The 21,062-nt window shown below is 69.2% G+C and carries 16 protein-coding genes; 14 read left to right on the forward strand and 2 right to left on the reverse strand.

The window, feature by feature from the left end; all coding sequences use genetic code 11:
- The first annotated feature begins 80 nt into the window (after positions 1-80).
- The 5 genes from ACWGDB_RS16250 to ACWGDB_RS16270 all read left to right on the forward strand — a co-directional run bounded on the left by ACWGDB_RS16250 (position 81) and on the right by ACWGDB_RS16270 (position 4,642).
- The gene (locus tag ACWGDB_RS16250; protein WP_453823044.1) at positions 81-467 is read left to right on the forward strand and encodes a hypothetical protein; all 387 of its coding nucleotides are present in this window, start codon (positions 81-83) and stop codon (positions 465-467) included.
- An 84-nt stretch (positions 468-551) separates the two neighbouring features.
- Positions 552-869 (forward strand): DUF397 domain-containing protein, encoded by a 318-nt coding sequence (locus ACWGDB_RS16255; RefSeq protein ID WP_453823045.1) that lies wholly within the window; start codon positions 552-554, stop codon positions 867-869.
- 520 nt (positions 870-1,389) lie between these two features.
- On the forward strand, positions 1,390-2,949 hold the full coding sequence (locus tag ACWGDB_RS16260; RefSeq protein ID WP_453823046.1) for an ATP-binding protein: 1,560 nt from the start codon (positions 1,390-1,392) through the stop codon (positions 2,947-2,949).
- 35 nt (positions 2,950-2,984) lie between these two features.
- The gene (locus ACWGDB_RS16265) at positions 2,985-4,304 is read left to right on the forward strand and encodes an SUKH-4 family immunity protein (protein WP_453823047.1); all 1,320 of its coding nucleotides are present in this window, start codon (positions 2,985-2,987) and stop codon (positions 4,302-4,304) included.
- Positions 4,305-4,336: 32 nt separating this feature from the next.
- Complete coding sequence (locus ACWGDB_RS16270) at positions 4,337-4,642, forward strand: hypothetical protein (RefSeq protein WP_453823048.1); 306 nt, start codon at positions 4,337-4,339, stop codon at positions 4,640-4,642.
- A 62-nt stretch (positions 4,643-4,704) separates the two neighbouring features.
- Here the strand turns inward: ACWGDB_RS16270 and ACWGDB_RS16275 are convergent, their stop codons facing one another.
- Entirely contained in the window at positions 4,705-5,133 is a 429-nt protein-coding gene (locus ACWGDB_RS16275; protein WP_453823049.1) for a hypothetical protein, read from the reverse strand.
- A 116-nt stretch (positions 5,134-5,249) separates the two neighbouring features.
- Between ACWGDB_RS16275 and ACWGDB_RS16280 the strand changes: the two genes are divergently transcribed.
- Both ACWGDB_RS16280 and ACWGDB_RS16285 read left to right on the forward strand, forming a co-directional pair.
- Positions 5,250-5,903, forward strand: a complete 654-nt coding sequence (locus ACWGDB_RS16280) for a hypothetical protein (protein WP_453823050.1) — start codon at positions 5,250-5,252, stop codon at positions 5,901-5,903.
- A 304-nt stretch (positions 5,904-6,207) separates the two neighbouring features.
- Complete coding sequence (locus ACWGDB_RS16285) at positions 6,208-6,558, forward strand: LppU/SCO3897 family protein (RefSeq protein ID WP_406413596.1); 351 nt, start codon at positions 6,208-6,210, stop codon at positions 6,556-6,558.
- A 64-nt stretch (positions 6,559-6,622) separates the two neighbouring features.
- Here ACWGDB_RS16285 and ACWGDB_RS16290 read toward each other — a convergent pair whose 3' ends face one another.
- Positions 6,623-7,018: a hypothetical protein gene (locus ACWGDB_RS16290; protein WP_453823051.1), complete on the reverse strand. Its 396-nt coding sequence runs from the start codon at positions 7,016-7,018 to the stop codon at positions 6,623-6,625.
- Between the two features lie 39 nt (positions 7,019-7,057).
- Here ACWGDB_RS16290 and ACWGDB_RS16295 point away from each other — a divergent pair, with 39 nt between their 5' ends.
- The 7 genes from ACWGDB_RS16295 to ACWGDB_RS16325 all read left to right on the forward strand — a co-directional run bounded on the left by ACWGDB_RS16295 (position 7,058) and on the right by ACWGDB_RS16325 (position 20,869).
- Positions 7,058-7,711, forward strand: coding sequence for a hypothetical protein (locus ACWGDB_RS16295; RefSeq protein ID WP_453823052.1), 654 nt, complete (start codon positions 7,058-7,060; stop codon positions 7,709-7,711).
- A 175-nt stretch (positions 7,712-7,886) separates the two neighbouring features.
- Positions 7,887-13,511: a toxin glutamine deamidase domain-containing protein gene (locus tag ACWGDB_RS16300; RefSeq protein ID WP_453823053.1), complete on the forward strand. Its 5,625-nt coding sequence runs from the start codon at positions 7,887-7,889 to the stop codon at positions 13,509-13,511.
- A gap of 25 nt (positions 13,512-13,536) precedes the next feature.
- Positions 13,537-14,340: an immunity 49 family protein gene (locus ACWGDB_RS16305; protein WP_453823054.1), complete on the forward strand. Its 804-nt coding sequence runs from the start codon at positions 13,537-13,539 to the stop codon at positions 14,338-14,340.
- 45 nt (positions 14,341-14,385) lie between these two features.
- Positions 14,386-14,691 carry a hypothetical protein gene (locus tag ACWGDB_RS16310; RefSeq protein WP_453823055.1) on the forward strand — a complete coding sequence of 102 codons (306 nt, stop codon included), beginning with the start codon at positions 14,386-14,388 and terminating at the stop codon, positions 14,689-14,691.
- Positions 14,692-14,780: 89 nt separating this feature from the next.
- On the forward strand, positions 14,781-16,268 hold the full coding sequence (locus ACWGDB_RS16315; RefSeq protein WP_453823056.1) for an ATP-binding protein: 1,488 nt from the start codon (positions 14,781-14,783) through the stop codon (positions 16,266-16,268).
- Positions 16,269-16,881: 613 nt separating this feature from the next.
- A complete protein-coding gene (locus ACWGDB_RS16320; RefSeq protein WP_453823057.1) occupies positions 16,882-18,624 on the forward strand; it encodes a toxin glutamine deamidase domain-containing protein in 1,743 nt (580 codons plus the stop codon).
- 490 nt (positions 18,625-19,114) lie between these two features.
- On the forward strand, positions 19,115-20,869 hold the full coding sequence (locus tag ACWGDB_RS16325; protein ID WP_453823058.1) for an SUKH-4 family immunity protein: 1,755 nt from the start codon (positions 19,115-19,117) through the stop codon (positions 20,867-20,869).
- Positions 20,870-21,062: the final 193 nt, after the last annotated feature.

Consider the following 21,062-nt stretch of genomic DNA (forward strand, 5'->3'; position numbering starts at 1 on the left):
GTCTCGTACGGGTGTCCCCGTTAGAGTGGCGTTGCGACAGAAAAGGCGAGCCACGGGGGGCAGTTGTGCCGTCGGACTACATGGATTCCGACCCTGAGGTCCTCAAGACCGAGGGCTTTCACATGTTCGGCGTCGGAGTGGACTTCGCCAAGGCCGTGACGGCCCTGCAGACCGGGCTGACCGCGCTCGAGAAGGGCGACACCCCGCCCTGGGGCGACGACGACATCGGCGAGAAGTTCGGCGTCGTCTACGAGGGCCTGCGCGACGGCATGTACGAGTCGATGGCCAGTCTGGCGGAGCGCCTCGCCGGCATGGGCGTCGCCTTCACCAAGATGGGCGTGGCGCACGAGAAGAACGAGGCCGAGCAGGACGCCATCTGGCAGCGCACGATGTCCGAGTACGACGGCCAGGTGCAGGTGCCGACCGGCGTCGTGCACAGCAACCTGCGGCCTCGCCAGGACCTCTGATCCGCGACGGGCACGTGCGGGGCGGCCGACGCAAGTAGGCTGAGCCACGTACGTCGTTCGCACGTCAGGAAGAGGCCCAGCGGCATGACCGAGGCACGCAACAACGAGGTCGGGACTCAGTCCGAGGACGTCAAGGCGCGCAAGGAGCGGGAGCGGGACGAGCTGTACGCCCTCGACATCTCGGGGGTCGAGTGGCAGTGCGCGCCCGGCACCGAGGCGCACGAGGAGCGGGTCGAGATCGCGTACCTGCCGGCGGGCGCGGTGGCCATGCGGTCGTCCCTGGACCCCGGCACCGTGCTGCGGTACACCGAGGCGGAGTGGCGGGCGTTCGTACTGGGGGCGCGGGACGGGGAGTTCGATCTGGAGGCTGCGCCGCGTAATGGTGGGGTGGCGGCGGAGTAGGTCGGCTGCGGGGGTACGCCGCAGGCGTTGGAGGCCGGGCCCGACCGCGGGACCGGCCCGGCGCCTAAGATCAAGGTCCTGCACATATGCGTCCGCGATGACGGAGGACGGGGACCCATGACCGGCTCGACCGAGGACTACGCACCGCACCCCCACATAGGCGGCCGGAGCGCCGCACTGCGCGCACTCACCGCATGGCGGGAGGCCGCGCCCGGCGCTCCGCGCGTCGTCGTGGTCACCGGCGGTTCCGGCAGCGGGCGTTCGCGGCTGCTCACCGGGTTTCTGATGCTGTGCGAGCCGGAGTACCGCAAGCGGCTCCCGCTGGACGCGATGGACCCGACGACGGTGCCTCCGGAGCTGCCGGTCCCGGCCGTACCCGCTCCCGAAGGGCTGACCGCGGCCCAGGTCCTGTGGCTGCTCGCCGATCACTACGAGCTGAACGCCACCAGCGACGAGGGCGTGTACGCCGAGCTGGCCGCACTCGACGAGCCGGTGACCGTCGTCGTACCGGACGTCGACCGTGCCGGACCGGTACGGACGGCGGGCGAACCCGCACGGCTGGTCCGAGGTGCTCTCCCCCCTGGCCGCCACGGAGACGGTCCGGCTGCTGGCCGAGGTACCGCGTCCGCTGGCCGCCGAGCTGGCCGGGGGGCTGCCCTCCGGCGCCGTGCAGGTCATCGACCTCGACGAGCCGGAGTGGGCCGACCCCGAGGGCCTGCTGCGGCACGCCCAGGCGGCACTGAGCCCGGAGTTCGGAGCACCCGAGCTTCCGTTCACCGTGGATCCCGCCGCCCGTCTCGCCCTGGGGGCGACCATCGGCCGCCGGGCCGGGACGAGTCCGCTGGTCGTCCAACTCGCCGTCAACTGCATCCTGATGGCTCCGGAGGGCTTCGACCCGGCCGACGAGAGGTTCCTGCCGACCTCTATTGCTGACGCCCTGGACCTGCACGCCAGGCGGCTCGGCACCGACTCGCAGACGCTACGACTCCTGCTGGCACCGCTTGCCCTGGCCGAGGCCGACGGCCTGCCGGTCCAACTGTGGGCGCGGCTGGCGAGCGCGGTCGCCGGGCAGGACATGAGCCAGGCCATCGCGGGCGGGATGCTGCTGGCCGCGCCGTTCGTGCAGCCCGAGGAACAGGAAGCGGAACAGGAAGCGGACGCGGCGGAGGGCAGCCCCGAGGACGGCGGACGTACGCTGCTGCGGCTGCTGCACCCGGCCATCAGCGACGAGATCCGTGCCGGTCTGCCGAACGTTGCCGCCGCTCAGAGCCAGATCGCGATGGCCCTGCTGGAGGCCGTGCCGGAGCAGGACTGGAGCAAGGCCGACCCCTACGTGCGCGACAACATCGCGGGCCACACGCTGGAAGCGGGGCTGCTGCCCCAACTCCTCACCGATCCGGGGCTGTTCGTGCACGCCGATCCGGTGCCGTTGCGCGCCGCCATCGAGGCGGTACCGACCGAGGAGCTGGGCGCTCCCGCCCGTACGTACCTGCGTACGGCGCCCCTGCTGACCCGCGCCCAGGCGCCCGTCACGCTGCGTGCCGCCCTGCTGGAGACCGCGTTCGTCGAGGACGGCCTGCCCGAGTACGCCGAGGCGATACACCAGCGGCTCGGGCTGGAACTGCCGTGGCAGACGCTGTGGAGCCTGTCCCTGCCCGGTGTCAGCGCCGTGACCGTCGGCAGCCTGCCTCGCTCCGACGGATCTGCCACCCCGGTCGCCGTACTGGTGGTTCCCGCGGGGACGCCCGGTGCACGGCCGGTCGGTGCCCCCGGCGATGAGGCCGGTTCCGCGGTGCTCGTCCATGGCCTCGTGCAGCCTGTTTCCCTGGGCGACGCCGATCCCGAGCAGATTCTTCTCCCGTCGGAGGAGGATCGGGCCGCCGCCCCGCTGGGCCTGAGCCGCGGCGCCGACTACCTGCGGGTCTGGGACCGGGCGGATCAGGCAGTCGTGGCCGCGCTGATCTCCGACACGCCCTTCACCGCGGCCGACCTGTCCCCCGACGGCATCCTTCTCCTCGCCACCGAGCGTGGGGCGAAGGCCCTCCGTATGCGCGCGACCGGCGCGGGGATAGCCTCGTAGGCACCCACAACCCATGACTTCGAAGGAGCCTCCCCGTGACCAGCCAGGAGCAGGCGCTCGCCATCGCCGACCGTTGGCTCAACCCGGAAGGCTCCACGGAGCCGCGCCGCGAGGTCCGGACGCAGGAGTTCGACCTGGGCTGGGTCGTGTGGGCGGCGCCTGCGGAGCCCGAGCGTGACCCGGAGACCGGGGAGCGGCGGCCGCCGGCCGACATCGGCAACGCGTGCGGGGTCGTGGACCGCCGTACCGGCGAACTGACGGTCTGGCCGTCGGTGCCGGTCGACGAAGTCGTGCAGATGTACCGGCAGAAGCACGGCGGCGCGGGTGCGTCCGAAGGCGGTGCCCGTCCCGTCACCGGTCCCGGCAACACCGCTGTCTTCACGTACACGGATCCGGCGAACGGCGAGGAGACCACGCTCTTCCGCACCTCCGCTCCGGGCCTGCCTCCCGCCGAGTACCAGGCGTGGGGGGAGCTGCGGCGGATGAACGTACCCGCCGAGAACGTCCTGGCCATCCACACCGATCTGCGTCCCAGCCTGCTCCCCGGCGGCTATACGGCCGAGCTCCTCAACACCTTCCGCAACGCCCAGCTCTCCTGCTCACAGACCTACGGGGCTCGTCCCGAGGCGCGTGCGGAGGGCATCGAGGCTTTGGTCGAGCAGGTCGAGACGATGCATCGGATCGCCGGGCAGCAGCCGCCGCCCCGTCCGCACCGGTTGCCGGTTCCCGCGCAGGTGACGCCCGCGGACCCGATGCGTGACGTGGCGCTGGGCCGCCGGCTCGTCGAGGTCTTCGGCGAGGACGGCGTCCGTCGCTTCGACGCCGACGACATCACCGGCAGCGCGCTGCCCGAGGCTACCGGGGCGACGCTCACCTGGGCGGGGCTGCCGGCGGACCTCCCGCTGTTCTTCACCGCCGACCGGTCCGACGCCCCTCCGGCCGGTGGCCTGTTCACCGACGTCGCCACGAATCTGCGCGAGCGCCGCAGCCCGGCCGGCGAGGAGAAGATCGGCGCCCTGACGCACCTGGTCCGGATCGGCTTCGACGGTGTCGCAGTCATCGCTGTGCAGGTCCTGCCGGGCTCGGGACAGCCGGACGGACTCGGCGCCCTCTGGGCCGTGGATCCGGTCACTGCCGAGGCCCGCTACGTCAACGTCTCGGTCGCCGCATTCGCTCGCTCCCTGGCGCTGCTCGCCGGCGCGCGGCAGCGGCTGCGGGGCCTGGACCCGGTCGCGGCCGGTGCGGAAGTGGCGGCGCTGCAGGAGCAGTTGGCGGCCGTGGACGCGTCCGCGCTGGGCCACGCGGAGACCTGGTGGTCGCTGATCGTCGAGCAGATGTGGCACGGGTTGTTCTGACCGGGACAGCCGAGGCGACAAGGAGAGCGCCCGTGACCTCGGACCACCCGGCACCGCCCACCTCCTCCGAGCAGGCCCTCGCCATCGTGCGCAGCCGCTGCGCGCAGCCCGAGCTGCCGGACGGCACTCCGGCCGAGCTGCGCGTGGCGGAGTTCGACATCGGATACCTGGTGTTCGCGGTGTTCCCGCCGGTCGCGGACGCCGCCGGGCGGGCTCAGCCGGCGCCGCCCGGCGGTAGCAAGATCGTGGTCGCCAAGGACACCGGTGAGACCGTCACCGTGCCCAACTATCCGACCGAGGCGGCCATCGCGCTGTACCGGAAGCAGCGCCAGGCATGACGCCTACGGCTTGGGCGTGACCGTACGTCTCGGGCGTGCGTGAACGTACGGCTCGGGTGTGCTCAGTACAGCGAGAACCCTCCGCTGTGCCGCCCCTGGTTCTTCTTCCCGGACTGGGAATCCTCGCCCTGCGCCCGCTTCGGCTCCGACGGCCCGGTGGCGGGGTCACCGCCGGTGAGCGGCTCGCCGTGCCTGATCTGGTCGCGCTCGTCCTCCGAGAGCGACTCCCACTGACCGCGCAGGGAGGCCATGCCTCCGCCCAGGGCTCGTGACACCGCGGGGTCGTCCATGGCGTCGCGCAGGGCGAGGCGGCCGGAGAGCAGCTTCTTGGCCGCCTCCTGCAGGTCCTTGCCGCCGACGTCGGTCTCGGACAGCTTGCGCAGGGCGGAGTTCAGGGAACGGATCTGTTCGGGTTCGAGTGCCTCGTCGAGCACGCCGCGCTCCTGCGAAGAGCCCTGCGGGTTGGATGAGTTCTCGGGTTGCCTCGTCATGTCGCTGCCTCTCGTCGCCTCTCGACACCTGAAGTATCTCCCGTCACACGGGGGTGCCATGCTGGGCCCCCACCGGCCGTAGAGAAGAAGGACCGCATCGGAAGGACCGCATCATCATGGCTCGGACGCAAGGCACAGGAAACGGCACCGGCGTCGACCGTTCCCTCGCCGGCCTCCTCGGCAGAGCCTTCGGGCGCCTGGGACGCGCGGGCGGCCTGGTCTTTCTGGTCGCGGGCCTCGGCTTGAGCGGGTTCGGCGCGTACGAGGGGGCGTACGCGGCGGGTTGGGCGGGCACCCACGGCACCCTGACGGTGCAACAGTGCGAGGTGAGCTACCCGAACAACGCCTCCCGCAGCAGCCGTAAGAACCGCCGTCCCGTCCGCTGCGAGGGCACGTTCGTCGCGGAGGGCGGCAAGAGCACCGACGCCCGCGCGGCGGTGCAGGTCAGGCAACGGTACGCGCAGGGAACCGAGTTGTCCGTGCAGCAGACGTCGCCGCCGGCGTCGCAGGGCGGTACGGGTGCCGACTACGTCCAGGCCGGGATGGACCGGGCCTGGCGCTGGTTCGCCGCGTTCTTCGGCGGCTGGGTGTTCACCGGGCTCGGAGTGTTCTGCCTCGCCACCGGGTTCGCTCCGTTCGGGACGAGCCGTATCTCGTTCGACGCCGCTTGGGAGGCGGCGGGGCGGGGAGTGACGCGGTCGGCCGTGATCGGCATGATCGGGATGGGGCTCGTCGGCGCCGGGGTGACTTTCTTGATCAGCTACTTCTGACCCGGTGGCGGGCCGGCTGACGTCGGGGGATAGCCTGCGCCGGGTCAACTTCGCGTTGACCTTTGCCATTTCATTCAACGTTCAGCCGATTACGGGGTTCCCGGGCATGTCGACGCCTCCACCGCAGTATCCGAATCAGCCGTACGGACAGCAGCCGCAACCGCCCTACGGGCAGCCACAGCAGACGTATGGACAGCCGCAGCAGCCGTACGGACAGCCGCAGCAGGGGTACGGATACCCGCAGCAACCTCAGCCGCAGCCGCCGCGCGGGCCTCAGCGCCCGCAGCCGGGAGGGGTGCTGCGGATGGTGAAGGCCGCCGTCGTCGTCATAGCGATCTTCGGTGGGCTGGGCTACTACGTCTGGGACTACAACACCAGCCCCACCGGCGGCAAGGCGAAAGCGGAGGCTTCGGCATCCGCGGCCGCCGAGGAGGACAAGACGCACGACCCCGAGATCGGCGACTGCGTGAAGGTCGCGGACCCTCAGGGCGAACCGCTGCCGACCGTCGTCGACTGCGGCTCGCCCGAGGCCGAGTACAAGACGGGTGCCCTGCTGCCCGGACAGGACCAGGAGTGCTCGGCGAAGTACGACTACGGCATCCAGTACCGCAACAGCCGAGGGTTCGACTACACGTTGTGTTTCACCAAGGTCTGATCCGCGTGGTCCGTACGACCTGACCTGAGCCTGCCCTCGGGTTCGGTGGCCGGAATCGAGCGAGTCAGGGCATCGCGCCCGCCAGCGACGCGCCCGCCGCCGCGAGGATGATCGCCATCATGGCCAGGCGGGTGCGGGCGCGCCGCGCCAACTCCACGCTGAGACCGGCGGAAGCGAGGCTCACGGCGTACAGCACGGTCCCCACACCCGCCTGCGCACCGCTGTTGAGGCGTCCCACGATCACGAAGAGACAGACCAGCGCCACCAGCGCCCCGGCGGCCATGAGCCCACCGCGCGCGCTCCGCGCCTGCTGCGACCGCTGTCTCGCGAACCCCGGATCCGCCTGCCTCTGGAAGCTCGACCGGAACTCGTCCACTCCGGGCGGGACCGGATCGCCCACGTCGGCACGCAGCTGCGTCTCTACCTGTTCCCCGCCGAGTTCCCGGCCGTGCGTCGTCATGAGGAGGCAGCGTAGGTCAATTCGCTAAGCTCACGCACCATGTTGCCTTCGCACACGCCCTCCCCCGCACCCGACGCCATGGTCATACGGACCGGCCGTCGCGGCGCCATGACCGGCCTCCCTTGCTCCGTCCTGCTCATCGCGATGGGTGCGGTCGGCGTCGTCGGCGCGGTCGTGGTTGCTACCGGGAACCAGAAGGGGGAATCCAACCCGGCGGGTTACGTGGGCCTCGTGTTCATGCTGCTGCTCGGCGCGCTCGGCGTATTCCTGTTCATCGCCAACTGGGCGAACCGTCGCAGCCGGATCCTCGTCGACGCCACGGGCCTGTGGGTCGAGAACGGAAAGCTTCGCAACGTCATCCCCTGGCAGGGGCTCGCCGGAGTCGGCCTGTACTGGAGCAAGTTCGGCCGAAGCCAGAAGGTCTACTCCCTCGAACTGTTCCCCATCGGTCCCCTCGACCGGGACGACCCCGTCCTGTGGACCCTCGTCCGCGACGAGGAGCCGTTGCACCCCGACCTGCCCCGCCTGCGCCACCGCCTTCCCTTCCCCGCACCCTGCCGACAGGAACTGGTCTCGGCGGTCCAGCAGTACGTCCCGCACCTCTGGCTCGGCGAGTCCGAACGCGCCCAGGGCCACGTCGGCCGACCCGACGTCAAGGGACACCGACAGCGCAGCCAGGGCCGTACACAATGACCGGACGGCCCTCCTGCCGCTCGGTTCAGGCAACAGCGGCGACCTGCAACGGACTTGTGACAGCAAACACGTGAAGTCATCAACAGGTGAGTCCGTAAACTTTGCTGACGGCTGTACTCCTGTGTGATTTCCCTTGGCTGGTGAGGGACGTGTACGGCCGTGTTGTCTGACGGGGGTGCTTTCTGCTGTGTCGATGATGCTGCCGGACGAACTCGAGTGGGTTCTCCAGATGCTGGGCTACAAATGGCCTACGGCAGACGAGGACAAGCTCAGAGACTCGGCGGCCCTGTGGCGCAAGTTCGGCGAGGACGTCACCGACCTGCACACCAAGGCGAACACCAGCGCCCGCACGGTGACCGCCAACAACGCCGGCGAGTCGATCGACAAGTTCACGAAGACGTACGAGAAGTTCGACGGCGGGGGCGGCGGAGACGGCTACCTCCGGAACGCCGCCGAGGCCGCCTTCCTCATCGCGAATGTGATGGAGACCTGCGCCTACCTCGTCGAGTTCGCCAAGTGGGCGGTGATCGCCCAGCTGATCGCCCTGGCCATCCAGATCGCCGCCGCGGCTGCCGCCGCGCCTTTCACCTTCGGTCTGTCCTCGGTAGCGGGAATGGGCGCCACCCAGGCGGCCCGCCTCCTCGTGCGCCGCATCCTCGACGAGCTCAAAAAGGCGCTGCTCGAGGCACTCATCGAGACCATGAAGGAACCTGCGATCTCGGCGATCGAGGCGATCATCACCGACCTCATCCGCCAGACCGTGAACGTCGGCTTCGGCGCCCAGGAGGGCTACGACGTCGGCGCCACCATGAAGGCCGGCGGCACGGCGGGGCTGGAGGCCCTGAAGCAGAGCCCGCAGACGTTCGCCGAGGGCGTGCGCGACAGCATGGGCAAGAAGGCGGGCGACCGCTTCCACCACGCGATCGACAGCCGTATCGACGGGTACAACGGGCCGTCGGGGACGCCGGGCAGCAACAGCGGTGCCGGGGCCGACGGGAGCGGGGACGGCAGTAGCAATAGCGGGAGTGGGGACGGCAGCAGCGGAAGCGGAGACTCCGGCTCGGGCAGCTCCAACTCCAACTCCAACTCTTCCTCGGACTCCGGTTCTTCGGGATCGTCGGACTCGTCGACGTCGTCGCGTTCGAGCAACGGCAGCGGGCCGGGTGCGAACATCGGCAGCGGGATATCGGCCGACACCGGCGGCAACGACATCGGCGGACCGAACGTGGGGGCGGGTCCCGACTCCGGCTCGGGGTCCGATTCCAACTCCGGCTCCGGCCCCGGTCAGAATCCGTCCTCCTCGGACACGCCGTATTCGAGGCCGACGGTGGCCCCGTCCGGCTCGTCCCTGTCCGACTTCGACGACCCCTCGTCCGGCGGGCCGTCGACCAACTCCCCTGGTTCCAACGGTTCGTCGGGCACCCCGAGCTCGTCCGGGCCGTCCCACTCCGGCGGTGGTTCCGGCGTATCCGGCCTGTCGTCCCCGAGCCCGCAGTCCACGCCCTCGTCGGGAGCCACGTCGTCCGGCGGTACGTCCTCCTCGCCGGGCAGTGGCTCGATCGGCACCCAGATCGACGGCCTGGCCGCCACCGCTCCCACCCAGTCCAACGCCGCACCGGCACCGGCAGCCGACTCGTCTCCCTCCGGTTCCGGCAGCCGTTCCGACGGCGGCTCAGCCATGCCCACGTCACCCACGGCGCCTTCCACCGGGGGTGCGACTCCGGGCGGACAGCACAGCCCGGGCGCCTCCGGCGGCTCCAGCACGCCGTCCACCACAAGCCCGAACGCCAACTCCGCCCCGGCGAGGAATCCTTCCGCGGGTACACCTGGCACGCCGTCGGCCACGGGGACGGGGCCTGCCTCCACTCCGAGCGCCACGCCTTCTGCGGCGCCTCGGAGTACGCCTGCTGCGACGGCGGGCGTTACGCCTGCTGCGACGGCGGGGAGTGCGTCGGCCTCAACGCCGGGGAGTACGTCGGCCTCAACGCCGGGCGGTACGTCTACCGCAACGCCGGGGAGTAGGCCTGCCTCAACGCCGGACGGACGTGCTCCGGGGGCGGGGGACGGGCGTACGCCGGGTACCCAGGGCACGCCGGATGGTCGAATACCGGCCCAGCGGCCCGGGGGTACGACCCCGGGGGAGGGCAGCACGCCTCGGAACACACCTGCCGCTGCGACGCCCGGCGACCGCACTGCGCCGCGCGGCAACCCCGGGACCGCTACGCCGGGCGACGGGAGCACGCCTCGCAACAACCCCGGGACCTCGAACCCGAACGACGGTTCCAACTCCCGCAACAACCCCGGCACCACGCCGAGCGACCGCACTCCGCCCCGCAACAACCCCGGGACGACAACACCGGGCGACGGCACCACGCCCCGCAACACCGCGGACTCGGCGGGCGGCACCCGTACCCCCACCCCGGGCCACGGCCCGAGGACGAGCACGCCGAACCAGACTCCGGCCCAGTCGACGCCGCCCAGGACGGCATCGCCCTCCACGAGCACGCCCACGACGTCGCCGTCCACCTCGACCGGCGGTGGGCCCGAGCGTACGTCGACACCCAACAGCGGTACGCCGAGCTCCTCGACACCGAGCAACAGCACCCCGAACTCGTCGGCCCAGCCCGGTCCCGCCACCCACAGCCCTACCACTCAGGGGACGCCCGGCACCACGAACCAGCCGAGTGCCGGGCCCTCCCCCACCAGGCCACCCCACCAGCCTTCCGGCAGCACGCCGAACGCTCCCCACGCTCCGCAACAACCGGCCGCACAGCCTCACAAGTCGGAGAACTCACCGCGCGACTCACAGCAACAACAGCAGGTGACGGTGGTCCCGGTACACACCGTCATTCCCACCCCGGATTCCGGCACACCGCAGCACGCGGACCCCGCCACACCGCAGTCCCCGGGTTCCCCTCAGGCCACCCCCAGCGACTCCAACAACCAGACGTCGCAGCAGGACAGCCTGGATGACATCCGTGCCGACCTGGACACCGCCCCCGGCGGCCTGTCCGATCCCGACCCGGCCGATCAGCAGGCACTGGTCGACGCGGTCCCGCACAACGAAGACGGCACCCCGGAACGCTTCCCCGACCCGTTCGGTCCCTGGTCGCAGCTCCAGAACGACGGTGGCAACACGGTCCCGGGGCGCAGCAACAACTGCGCCGACTGCTCGCGCTCGTTCCTGGAAACCTGGTACGGAAACCCCCAGGTCTCAGCCCCGCGAACCGTCGACCTCGACGAGAACGGCAAGCACAACCCGTTCACCCCCGAGAACAACGCGAACGCCAACCAGATCCGCTGGACGGGCGCCGCCCACACCTATGCCGGGCCCGGCGGCGACCCCAATACCGCCAACAACATCGCCTCCACCCTCCAGCAAGCGGGACCCGGCTCGGCGGCCATCGTCCAGGTCGACTGGCCCGGTGGAGGCGGCCACGCCTTCAATGTCGTCAACCACAACGGCAAGATCGTCTGGATCGACACCCAGAGCGGAGAGGTCAGCGAGAAGCCCCTCCACCTCGACCAGGCCAAGCATGTCTGGCACATCCCGCTGGACGCCGACCGCAATCCCATCGACACCAGCCAGTCCGCCGACAAGGACTCCAAGGACTCCGACAACCAGACGGACGGGTCGCAGAACCAGAACGACGACACGTCCCAGCCGGAAAACTCCAAGAACGACGCACAACCGGAGAACACCCTAAGCCCGCAGAACGACGCCTCGGACGACACCCCGGCGACGCAGGGCGATGACACCGACACGGCAACCGACGCCCCCAAGCCGACAGTCACGCCATCCCCGGACGCATCGGACAACGCGGACCCCGCGCAGCCGTCGACGGCCGACCCGAACACGTCCGAGCCGGATGGCACGCCCGATGGCCGTGAGCCGTCCCAGGGGACACCGAGCACCCCGGACCAGCAGTCACGCCCGGACGAGGCGACGCGCCCCGACTCCTCCTCGGAACACCGGCAGTCGCCCACCGACACCGCATCCGACAACGGCACGCCGGACAAGGGCACGCCTCCCACTCGGCCTGCGACGGACAACCCGAACGACCCCACGACCGACCGGGACACACCTCAGCAGAACACCACGCCCTCGGACCCGCGTACATCGACCCCGCACCAGGAGAGCAGGGACCCCCGGGCCACCGACCCACGCACTGCAGACCCTCGCACCATGGACCCGCGCACAGCGGACCCGCGCACGTCCGATCCTCGCGCTTCGGACCCCCGTACGCCCGACCCGCGTACGTCTGATCCGCATCGGGACACCCCCACGCAGAAGAAGCCGGATACGGACGAGCGACCCGACGGTCGGCGCCCCGAGGCCCCACCGCGACCCGACCAGACGCACCCCGATCATCTCGATGACCCGCGATCTGAGACGCCGGGCAAGGACCGGTCCGACACCCCTGACCAGGCGCGGTCCGACGACCCGACCGAGTCACGAGCAAGCGATCACCGCGACCGCCCCAGCGAGATGACCAGGGACTCCACGGTCCCGACTCGCGAGAGTCTGCCCGACGGCAGGAACGCCGACGCGTCCCGGCACATCAACGAGGCCACGGCAGGCAAGAAACCCCTGTACGGGGAGGTCGCCCCCGAGACCCCTGCGAACACAGGGAAGCCAGAGACATCACAGCGCCCCGAAGGCCCCGCACAACCGACGGGCGACCCCACAAACGACCCCAGGACGGACGACGAGTGGATCGACCACATGGTCCACCTGGCCAATACCAATCCCGCCTTCTTCGAGAAGTACTACCGAGTAGACTCGACCGGCCGTCCGTACCGCCATAGGCGACAGAACAAGTACGAGGGTCACTTTCTACCCAAACTGCGTGCCACTGGCGACCCTCAGAAGCCGTGGATGGCAGCGAGCAGAGTCCCGCAGGCTCCGGCTCCGACGTACGTCAACCCGAACGTGGATCCTGTGGGCCGGACCCATGGGGGCCCCTCCCAGGACACCCTCGACAAGCTTGATGAGCGTGCAGCGGCGCGAGCAGACGCGATCGAGGCGGACAGAGCTCCGCATACGAAGAGGGAAGCGGCACAGAAGGCGCTCAAGGCAAACAAAACTCCTGAGAATGAAGCCGCCTTCAAGGAAGCCGACGAGGAACACAGGCCATACCATGCGGCGAGGGGCAAGGAGAGCGAGCGGTACGGAGACGAAGTCGCCGAACTCCACGCAATCCCCAATAATTTCGATGGCGCCGTTCGCATCGATGATCGCGCCGAAGGAAACAATCGCTTCGACCAGATATGGGACGCACCGCCGGACGAGACCGAGTTCGACTACATCGTCGTCGAGTGCAAGGGTTCCCTGAGGGCCGGAGAGGGAGACCGCCAGGGACTTCCGGCCGATGCGAACGACCCCGACCGTCCCGAGCCCGGGGAGGATGACGAGCACGGGCAGGACACGGCCGGAGAGGACAGCCAGGAAACCGACGGCGACGACGCGGATGGCCCGTCCATCAAGCAGGTCTCCCAGGGCACCCGGGAGTACTTCAAGACGATCCTGCACGAGATGGACAAGCGCGGTCTGAAAGGATTGGACGACGCGGCCGCGGAGCCCGACCCGGTCAAGGCCGAGGAGCTACGCAAGGCGGCCCAGGATGAACTGGACCTGGCAGAGAACCTTCGCACGGCCCTCAAGGAGAACCGTGTGAAGTACATGCTGGTGAAGGGGAATTCCGACGAGGCCAAGAAGACACACGAGGGATACCTGATGAAGGAATACGACATCAGGCTCCCCGAGAGGGATGAAGATGATCCAGATTCCACGTCATGAATTCCCGACGGGGGCTTTGCCTCAGGTGCTGAAGGTACTCGCGCGAAGGCTGGAGGGTGAGCTCGAGGACCTCAAGGAGACCCCCGAGTGGTTCTCCATGGCCTTGAGCTCGGCGACCACCGCCCTCGACAGGCACTGCTCCGGGGATCCCGAGGCCGACAAGGTGGAGACCTGGGAAGCCTGTGTCACCGCGATGCAGATCGGCCACGCCCTCTTCGTCGCGGCCCGCGCCACGACACCGACCTTCGAATGCCAGGTCGGCCACAAGAAGTACGTGTTCCGTTCCGGCACCGGGCCTTGGGTCGACGCGGGGAACTGGCTCACCGCCTTCTGGCTGTCCTGCGTGTGCCGTGAGAGGCAGCGCACGAACGACCTGTGCCAGGTGCCCGTTTCCCTGCTACGCGAAGCGGGTGGCTTCGACGAGTACATGTACTCCTGGGTCGAAGCGCTGCAGGCGTACTGGCTCAAGCGGCCGGACCTCGGCGACAAACTGCTCGCCGCAGTGGACGGCACCGATCCCGAGGTGCTCCGTCCCGCGTCGCGAAGCGCCGTGCTCAACCTCATGTACCCACCCATGAACCTCCTGACCCAGGTCGTACGCGGCGACCAGGACCGGTTCAACACCGAGCTGGCCAGGACCATCGAATGGCACAAGGACTACTGGACCCGCGACGAGGAGCTGGCCCGCGACTCCGACGGACTCATCGCCCTCGGCCCCCTGGCCATCGCCTGCCTGGCCCTGGACTCGGGATTCACCGTCGGAGTCGAGTCCGAATACCTGCCCAAGTACCTCCTCGACGGCAGCTGGTACGACGAGTTCCCCACCTAGCCAACGCACCAGCCGGCCACAACCCGAACAGCGAACAGGACACCCATGGCGCCCGACACCCCGCCCACCACCCCGGACGAAGCCGTCCAGATCGTCCGCGCACGTTACGCCCAGCCCAAACTCCCCGACGGCACCCCCGCCGAACTCAATGTCCACGAGTTCGACATCGGCTACCTGGTCTACGCGGTCTTCCCGCCCAGCACGGACGCATCCGGCCGACCGCAGCCCGCCCCTCCCGGCGGAGCCAAGATCGTGGTGTCGAAGGAGTCCGGCGAAACCGTCACCGTCCCCAATTACCCGACCGAGCAGGCCATCGCCCTGTACCGGAAGAACCTCACGCAGAACACCTGACGGCCGGGCGAGCCCACCCGGGCCAGCCCGCAGCATCGTTCCCCCCGACCGCCCCACCACTCTCAACACTCCCACCAGGACTGATATCCATGGCCGGCACAACCGATGGCTACGCACCGCATCCCTACATAGGCGGCCGCACGGCAGTGCTGCGTGCCCTCGCTGCCTGGCGGACGGAGCGGCCCGGCACCCCGCGTGTGCTGGTCCTGACGGGAACGCCGGGCAGCGGTCGCTCGCATCTGATCACCGGGTTCCTGATGCTGTGCGACCCGGAGTTCCGCAAGCGGCTCCAGCTGGACGACCTGGACCCGTCAACCGTGCCGCCTGAGCTGCCCGCGCCCGCCGTGCCAGGGGCGGCGGGGTTGACCGCGGCTCAGGTCGTCTGGCTTCTCGCCGATCATTTCGGCCTGGCGGCCGAAGACGTATCGGACGTGTTCACCGAGCTGGCCACCCTGGCGAGCCCCGTTTCCGTGGTCGTGCCGGACGTGGATCGGGCCGGACCGGTACGTGCTGCGGGAGAACCGGACCGGCTCATGCGAGAGGTACTCAAGCCGCTCGCCGCCGTCGAGACGGTCCGCCTGCTCACCGAGATGCCGCGTCGGCTCGCGGACGAGTTCGCAGCGGACCTCCCCACAAGCACCGTCCAGGTCATCGATCTCGACACACCGCAGTGGGCAGACCCCGGGGCTCTTGTGCTTCAGGCGGAAGCACTGCTCAGTCCCCGTCACGGCGCTCCGGAGCTGCCGTTCACCACCGACCCTTCGACGAGACGGTCTCTAGCTGCGGCGATCGGACGCCGAGCGGGGACCAATCCGTTGACCGTGCAACTCGCCGTGCACAGCGTCCTGGCGAGTCTGGGCACTTTCGCCCTGCACGACGAGGCTTTCCTCCCCTCATCCATAGGCCAGGCGCTCGACCTGCACGCTCGCCGCCTCGGAACGGATCCGCAGACCCTGCGTCACCTGCTGACGCCCTTGGCCTTGGCGGAGGGCAACGGTCTGCCTGTCGACATCTGGGCGCCCCTCGTCAACGCCCTTGCGGGCAAAGACATGAGCGAAGTCATCGCAAGCAGCAGTGCACTGTGGGAACCATTCGTCGAGTCGCCCAAGCCTGACGGGGCCGAGGGACACAATGGGCGTAGCCTGATCCGGCTGCTCCATCCGGCCATTGGCCACGAGATCCGCGCCGGCCTGCCGAACATACGCGCGGCCCAGACCCAGATCGCGATGGCGCTCCTGGAGGCCGTCCCAGAACAGGACTGGAGCAAGGCCGACCCCTACGTATGCGACCACATCGCAGGCCACACCCTGGAGGCGGGCCTGCTTCCCCAACTCCTCACGGACCCGGGGTTGTTCGTCCATGCCGATCCGGTTCCATTGCGTGCCGCAGTCGAGGCCGTACCGATCGAGGAACTCGGCGCACCGGCCCGCACGTACCTTCGTACGGCCCGCCTGTTGACCCGCACTCAGGCACCCGCCCTGCGGCGCGCCGCCCTGCTGGAGACCGCGTTCGTCGAGGACGGCCTGCCCGAGTACGCCGAGGCCATCCGCCACGGGCTCGGCCTCGACCTGGCCTGACAGACCGGGGCTGCCCGTGCCCGGCACCGGCATCAGCGCGGTGACCGTCGATCCCCTCCCCCTGCCCGAAGGGCCGACCGCTCCGGTCACCGTCCCCCTAGGCACGCCCGACGCGCATCTGGTCGGCGCGCCCGCCGCTGGCACCATTCCTCGGTGCTCGTCCATGTCACAGCCCAAGCTGGCTGCCTGACGGCACACGGACGCCGCCGGGCGGTCTCAGCCCGCTCCGCCCGGCGGCAGCAATCGTGGTTGCCAACCGGAAGCAGCACCAGTCGTGATCCGCCCGGCATGAGACGTACGTCGTGCGGCGTGATCAGTACAGCGAGAACCCGCCGCTGTGCCGCCCCTGGTTCTTCTTCCCGGACTGCGAGCTCTCGCCCTCCGAGCGCCCCGGCTCGGACGGGCCGGAGGAGGGGCCACCGCCGGCCAGCGGCTCGCCATGCCCCGGGCGGCGTCACCGACCCCAGCCGCACCGAGCAGGACGCCCTGGAGAACTCGGTCCCCCCGAGACGAGAACGGCGACCCGACCCGACCCCCGGACCCGGCAGATGGCCGCAGGGTCGAGCACATCAACGGCGAGGGACGAGACGCCCTACGCCGCAACAACAACTGCGTGGACACAGCCCTGTCCACAGTCGACACCTACGCCGGCAACCCGACAGCCGCCGGCGCACGCACCCCCGACCACGACGCCGACGGCAACCCCTCGGACCGCGGCGAAGAGGGCGGCCGCGACCGCATCGAGAACACCCTCGGCGCCCGCTTCAGCGACATGGGCAACGGACGCGACGCCTTCAACCGCCTGGAGAACACCCTCCGCAACAGCGGCCACGGCTCACAGGCCGTGATCATCACGCAGGACGTCAACGGGCGGGCGCACGCGTGGAACGCCGTCAACCACAACGGCAAGATCACCTACATCGACGCCCAGACGGGGCAGCAGAGTTCGAAGCCGCTGCACAGCGGGGACAACGGGGTCTTCGCGATTCCCCTGGACCGGAACAGGGAACCGGTCTCGCCCGGCAGTGCGTCCGCAGGCGACCGCTCACGACCCGACAGCTCCAACCAGGCCGACCGAGGCACCCCTGCCTCCGCCGCCGGAACCGACCGACGGCCATCGGAGGAGCCGGCAGGCGCGGATCCGAAAAAGGACGATCAGAATCTGCCTGACGATCCGACTCGGGAAGAGCGCAATAAGTCGTTGCCCAAACCGGAGGACAGGGCGGAGGAGCACAGCAACCTTCCGCCGGACTCGCCCCAACAGGCGGTGCGCAATTACCAGAGCGACGACCAGGACACGCACAAGGCCTACGACCCGGACGCTCCGCGTGGCCTGAAGGTGTACCGCATCGGGCTGGACCCGGTGCACGACAGTCTCAGGAACTGGGCGGACGCAGGCCGTCTGACGCCCCTCCTGCAGACCGCCGCGGACCGGATGGACGCGTACAACCAGGCCCGTGAGAACGGCGAAACGGACCTCCCGGCCACGGCGTTCACGCGACAGGAACTGGAAGACGCCCTGGGCGAAGACTTCCGTCAGATGAACGACGGTCAACGGTACGCCGTCGTCGCCTCGCTCGCCCGACTCAGCCTCGGGTACCACGAAAGCCAGGGAGTGGGGCACAACCCCGAGCACGACCGGGAGGGACGCCCGTACGCCGGGTCCAAACGGTCTGACGGCACGGACGACGTGGCCAGCGACAGCGACCGGGCGGTCAGCGCCGAGGCCCGGGACGAGGCCAACGCAAAATTCCCCAAGATGTACCGTTCGGATCCGGAGACCAACAAGAACATCTCGGAACTCCATCATCGACTCACCGGGCAGAAGAAGGCCAATCCGAGCAACGACAACGTCAATGCCCTCATCGACGCCTTGGCCCCCCACAAACCAGACTTCTCCGGTAAGAACTACGCCGTCATCGAAGTCGTGGACAACAACGGAAACAGCACCTTCGTCGTCGACTCCTCGGTCCCCGGCGGACAGCAGCGGTGTCAGTCCGCGGCACTCGGAGAAACGTCTACTCGACTGGTTCGACAGGACGAACTCCGGTCCGGACGGCCAGAAGTACCGGGTGGCAGGCCTCTACACCGAGCGTGGGCCTTGCGGTTCCGGACAGGGGCATGCCGATTGCTCGACACGGCTGCGTACGCATCCGGATTTCAAGGACGGAAAGACACCCGTCTACTACAGCACCACCTACCGGACCGACCCCCAGGGCGTTGCCGACCGGGACGCGGAGCGCACGAAGTTGAAGAGCCAACAGGAGAACAGCGGGCTCAGCGACCAGCAGATCAGTACCAGGGTGAAGAAAATACGCACCGCGAACGAAAGGGATATGCAGAGGGAGATGGATGACCACCTCTCAGCCATCGGATCGGTTTGGGCGAAGGCTATGCTGCACGTCGATCCGCCGCAGTAGGGAGCCCCATGTCCGAGCCCTCCCCAGACCCCCAACGCTTTACTCCGGCCCAGGCCGTCGCCCAGGTACGTGACTGGTGGGACGACGGCACCCCCAAGAAGAAGCGCTTGGACGTCGTCAGCCTCACCGACGGTACGGGCGTTCTTGAGGAAGCACACCGGCACATCCCCCAGAGCGTGCTGCTCGATGCCACGGGAGCCACTGCGGAAGAAGTGTTCCGAAACGCTCTCAGCCTGATCGGGGTGCCCGATGACAGAGCGCAGCCCTGGGCTTGGCACCAAGCCACGCGCCGGCATGGGAACGGCAAGCTGGTTCTGATCACGCACGCGGGACGGGCCGGGCTCACCCGCAGGTCCGCCCAGCCGGCTCTGGTGTGCGACCACGCCGCGGAGACGCTCGCCCTCACAGAACCGAGCGTGGTGGTCGATGCGCCGCCACCGGTTCCTGGCACGTCGCCGCAGCGTAGGCTCGCTCTGGCTGGACGACACCTCTCCCGACGGTCCGCGGAACGCATTCGCGGCTGCCGCCGCGACCGCCGCGCAGTCCCTGCACCTGCGCGCGCTGGCTCTGTCCGAGCCGCGACGTGTGCCTTGGGAAGCGTGGAGCGAGTTGGCCCAGGCCGCCGGGGCCCCGGATTTCGAAGAGGCGTCACTGCGCGAGCTTGCCGACCGGTTCTCCGGGCTCGTCACCGTCACCGACGCGGACGTCTCCTTCGCTGACGAAGCCGTGGCGGAAGTACTGCGTCGTGAGACGCCGGAGGAGTTGAGCGCGCATGTGAACAGCCATATGGTCCGGTGGCTGCGAGGGCTCGCTCCTCAGCTACGGCATCCGGACGGCTGGGCCGCGTCCGGTCCGCTGGGTCGTTACGCCGCGCATGGTCTGGCCATGCACGCGGTACAAGCGGGCGAGTTCGACGCCTTGCTGCGCGATGGCGGCGTGCTGGCCAACCTTCCGCAGAACGCCCTGCTGGACGCCGCTCACTGCGCGCATGACGGTTCGGTTCCCGGTTCGAACGCGGCAGCCGACGCAGTGTACTTGTGGATGTACGGTGTGGCGCCGACGGATCAGGGCGAGTGGGCAGCGTGGCTGCACCTGACTGCGATGGCGCGCAGAGACACCGAGCTGTCCGCCGCCATCGAACAATCCGGCGTACGTCTCCGCTGGAAGGCCCGATGGACCCATTGGCGCCCACCGGGTGGGTACGACCCGCGATACCTCGAACCCGGTCCGGTCAGCACTCTGTTCGAGGTGCGCTGGCGCGACCGCCCGGCTGTGGCCGCGCAGGCAGACAGTGGCGGGATATACGTGTGGGACGCCGAGACCTCGGAGCTCGTGGCGGGCCCTTGGTTCGACGAGGACTTCCCGGGCGAAGCCACGCATGCGCTGGCCTGGCCACAGGCGACAGGCCGCACCGCACCCGTGAGCCGCAGCGAAATCCTCGCCCACGACGAGAGCGAGGAAGGGCTCGATGGCGAGTTCCTGCCTGCTTCCCTGCGCCTTGCCAACGTGACGGTGTTCGCCGGCCCAGGAGGTGTCTTCGCCGTGGAAGTCGCCGACCCGAAGGCGGATCGCGCGCCCAGGCCACTGCGTGGGGCACCGCTCCTCGGCGCACTGACCGCAGCAGGCCCCACGCTGCCCATGAATGCGCCCCCGACGACCGCGGCCGACTTGGCAAAGCTGTTCCCCAAGGCCTCTGTTCTACGTTCCCGCCCCGAAAGTCTTCCGGCCGGAGTGACCGATGGGACCGCCCGCCGTGTACTCACCGACATCGGTCTTCCCGTCATGGACGAAAAGGGAATCAGGCTGGAGCCCGACTACGAAAGGTTCCTGTGGGAACTGTCCTGGCCCAAGGACGTCGAACAGCCCGCGGACAACGGCCCGTTCTTCCAGATCGGCTTGTGGATGCGCGCGGAGATCGTGATCGACGGTCTCTCCGGTCACGTCCTGCGCATGCCGCGTAACGCCGACGAGAGCGGACTCGACGGCTTTCTCGTTGCGACGTCCCTCGACCGCTTCCTGGCCATGGTCACGCAGTGGATCACCGGACGTCGCATTCTCGGAACATTGGAAAACCGGGACGAGGACCACTTGTTCCGGCAGCACATCGAGGATGCCATAGGGGAGATCGACGCAGCCGGCGCCCAATCCGAAGCCTGGACGTATGCATTGCACAACGACTGACGCGCCCTCCTCGACGGTGCGGAACTGCGAGCTGTATGTGCACCGGCACCACGGCTCTGTGCGCATCTGGAGCCGACTCGACAGTCCGACCGACGCGTTTGACGCTCGTTTTGTTCGCGCTGGATGCCGATGTACTCACCTCCTGGCTGCAGGTGCCGACCGCCAACGACAACCCTCCCCTGCGGACGACGCG

The sequence above is a fragment of the Streptomyces sp. NPDC055013 genome (assembly GCF_053608645.1).

What these genes read in the sequence shown, in the direction of transcription:
- ACWGDB_RS16310 (WP_453823055.1), top strand. Translation starts at nt 14,386, where the DNA reads ATGGCGCCCGACACCCCGCCCACCACCCCGGACGAAGCCGTCCAGATC.
- ACWGDB_RS16315 (WP_453823056.1), top strand. Translation starts at nt 14,781, where the DNA reads ATGGCCGGCACAACCGATGGCTACGCACCGCATCCCTACATAGGCGGC.
- ACWGDB_RS16275 (WP_453823049.1), bottom strand. Translation starts at nt 5,133, where the DNA reads ATGACGAGGCAACCCGAGAACTCATCCAACCCGCAGGGCTCTTCGCAG.
- ACWGDB_RS16290 (WP_453823051.1), bottom strand. Translation starts at nt 7,018, where the DNA reads ATGACGACGCACGGCCGGGAACTCGGCGGGGAACAGGTAGAGACGCAG.
- ACWGDB_RS16250 (WP_453823044.1), top strand. Translation starts at nt 81, where the DNA reads ATGGATTCCGACCCTGAGGTCCTCAAGACCGAGGGCTTTCACATGTTC.
- ACWGDB_RS16255 (WP_453823045.1), top strand. Translation starts at nt 552, where the DNA reads ATGACCGAGGCACGCAACAACGAGGTCGGGACTCAGTCCGAGGACGTC.
- ACWGDB_RS16295 (WP_453823052.1), top strand. Translation starts at nt 7,058, where the DNA reads ATGTTGCCTTCGCACACGCCCTCCCCCGCACCCGACGCCATGGTCATA.
- ACWGDB_RS16280 (WP_453823050.1), top strand. Translation starts at nt 5,250, where the DNA reads ATGGCTCGGACGCAAGGCACAGGAAACGGCACCGGCGTCGACCGTTCC.
- ACWGDB_RS16285 (WP_406413596.1), top strand. Translation starts at nt 6,208, where the DNA reads ATGGTGAAGGCCGCCGTCGTCGTCATAGCGATCTTCGGTGGGCTGGGC.
- ACWGDB_RS16325 (WP_453823058.1), top strand. Translation starts at nt 19,115, where the DNA reads ATGCGCCGCCACCGGTTCCTGGCACGTCGCCGCAGCGTAGGCTCGCTC.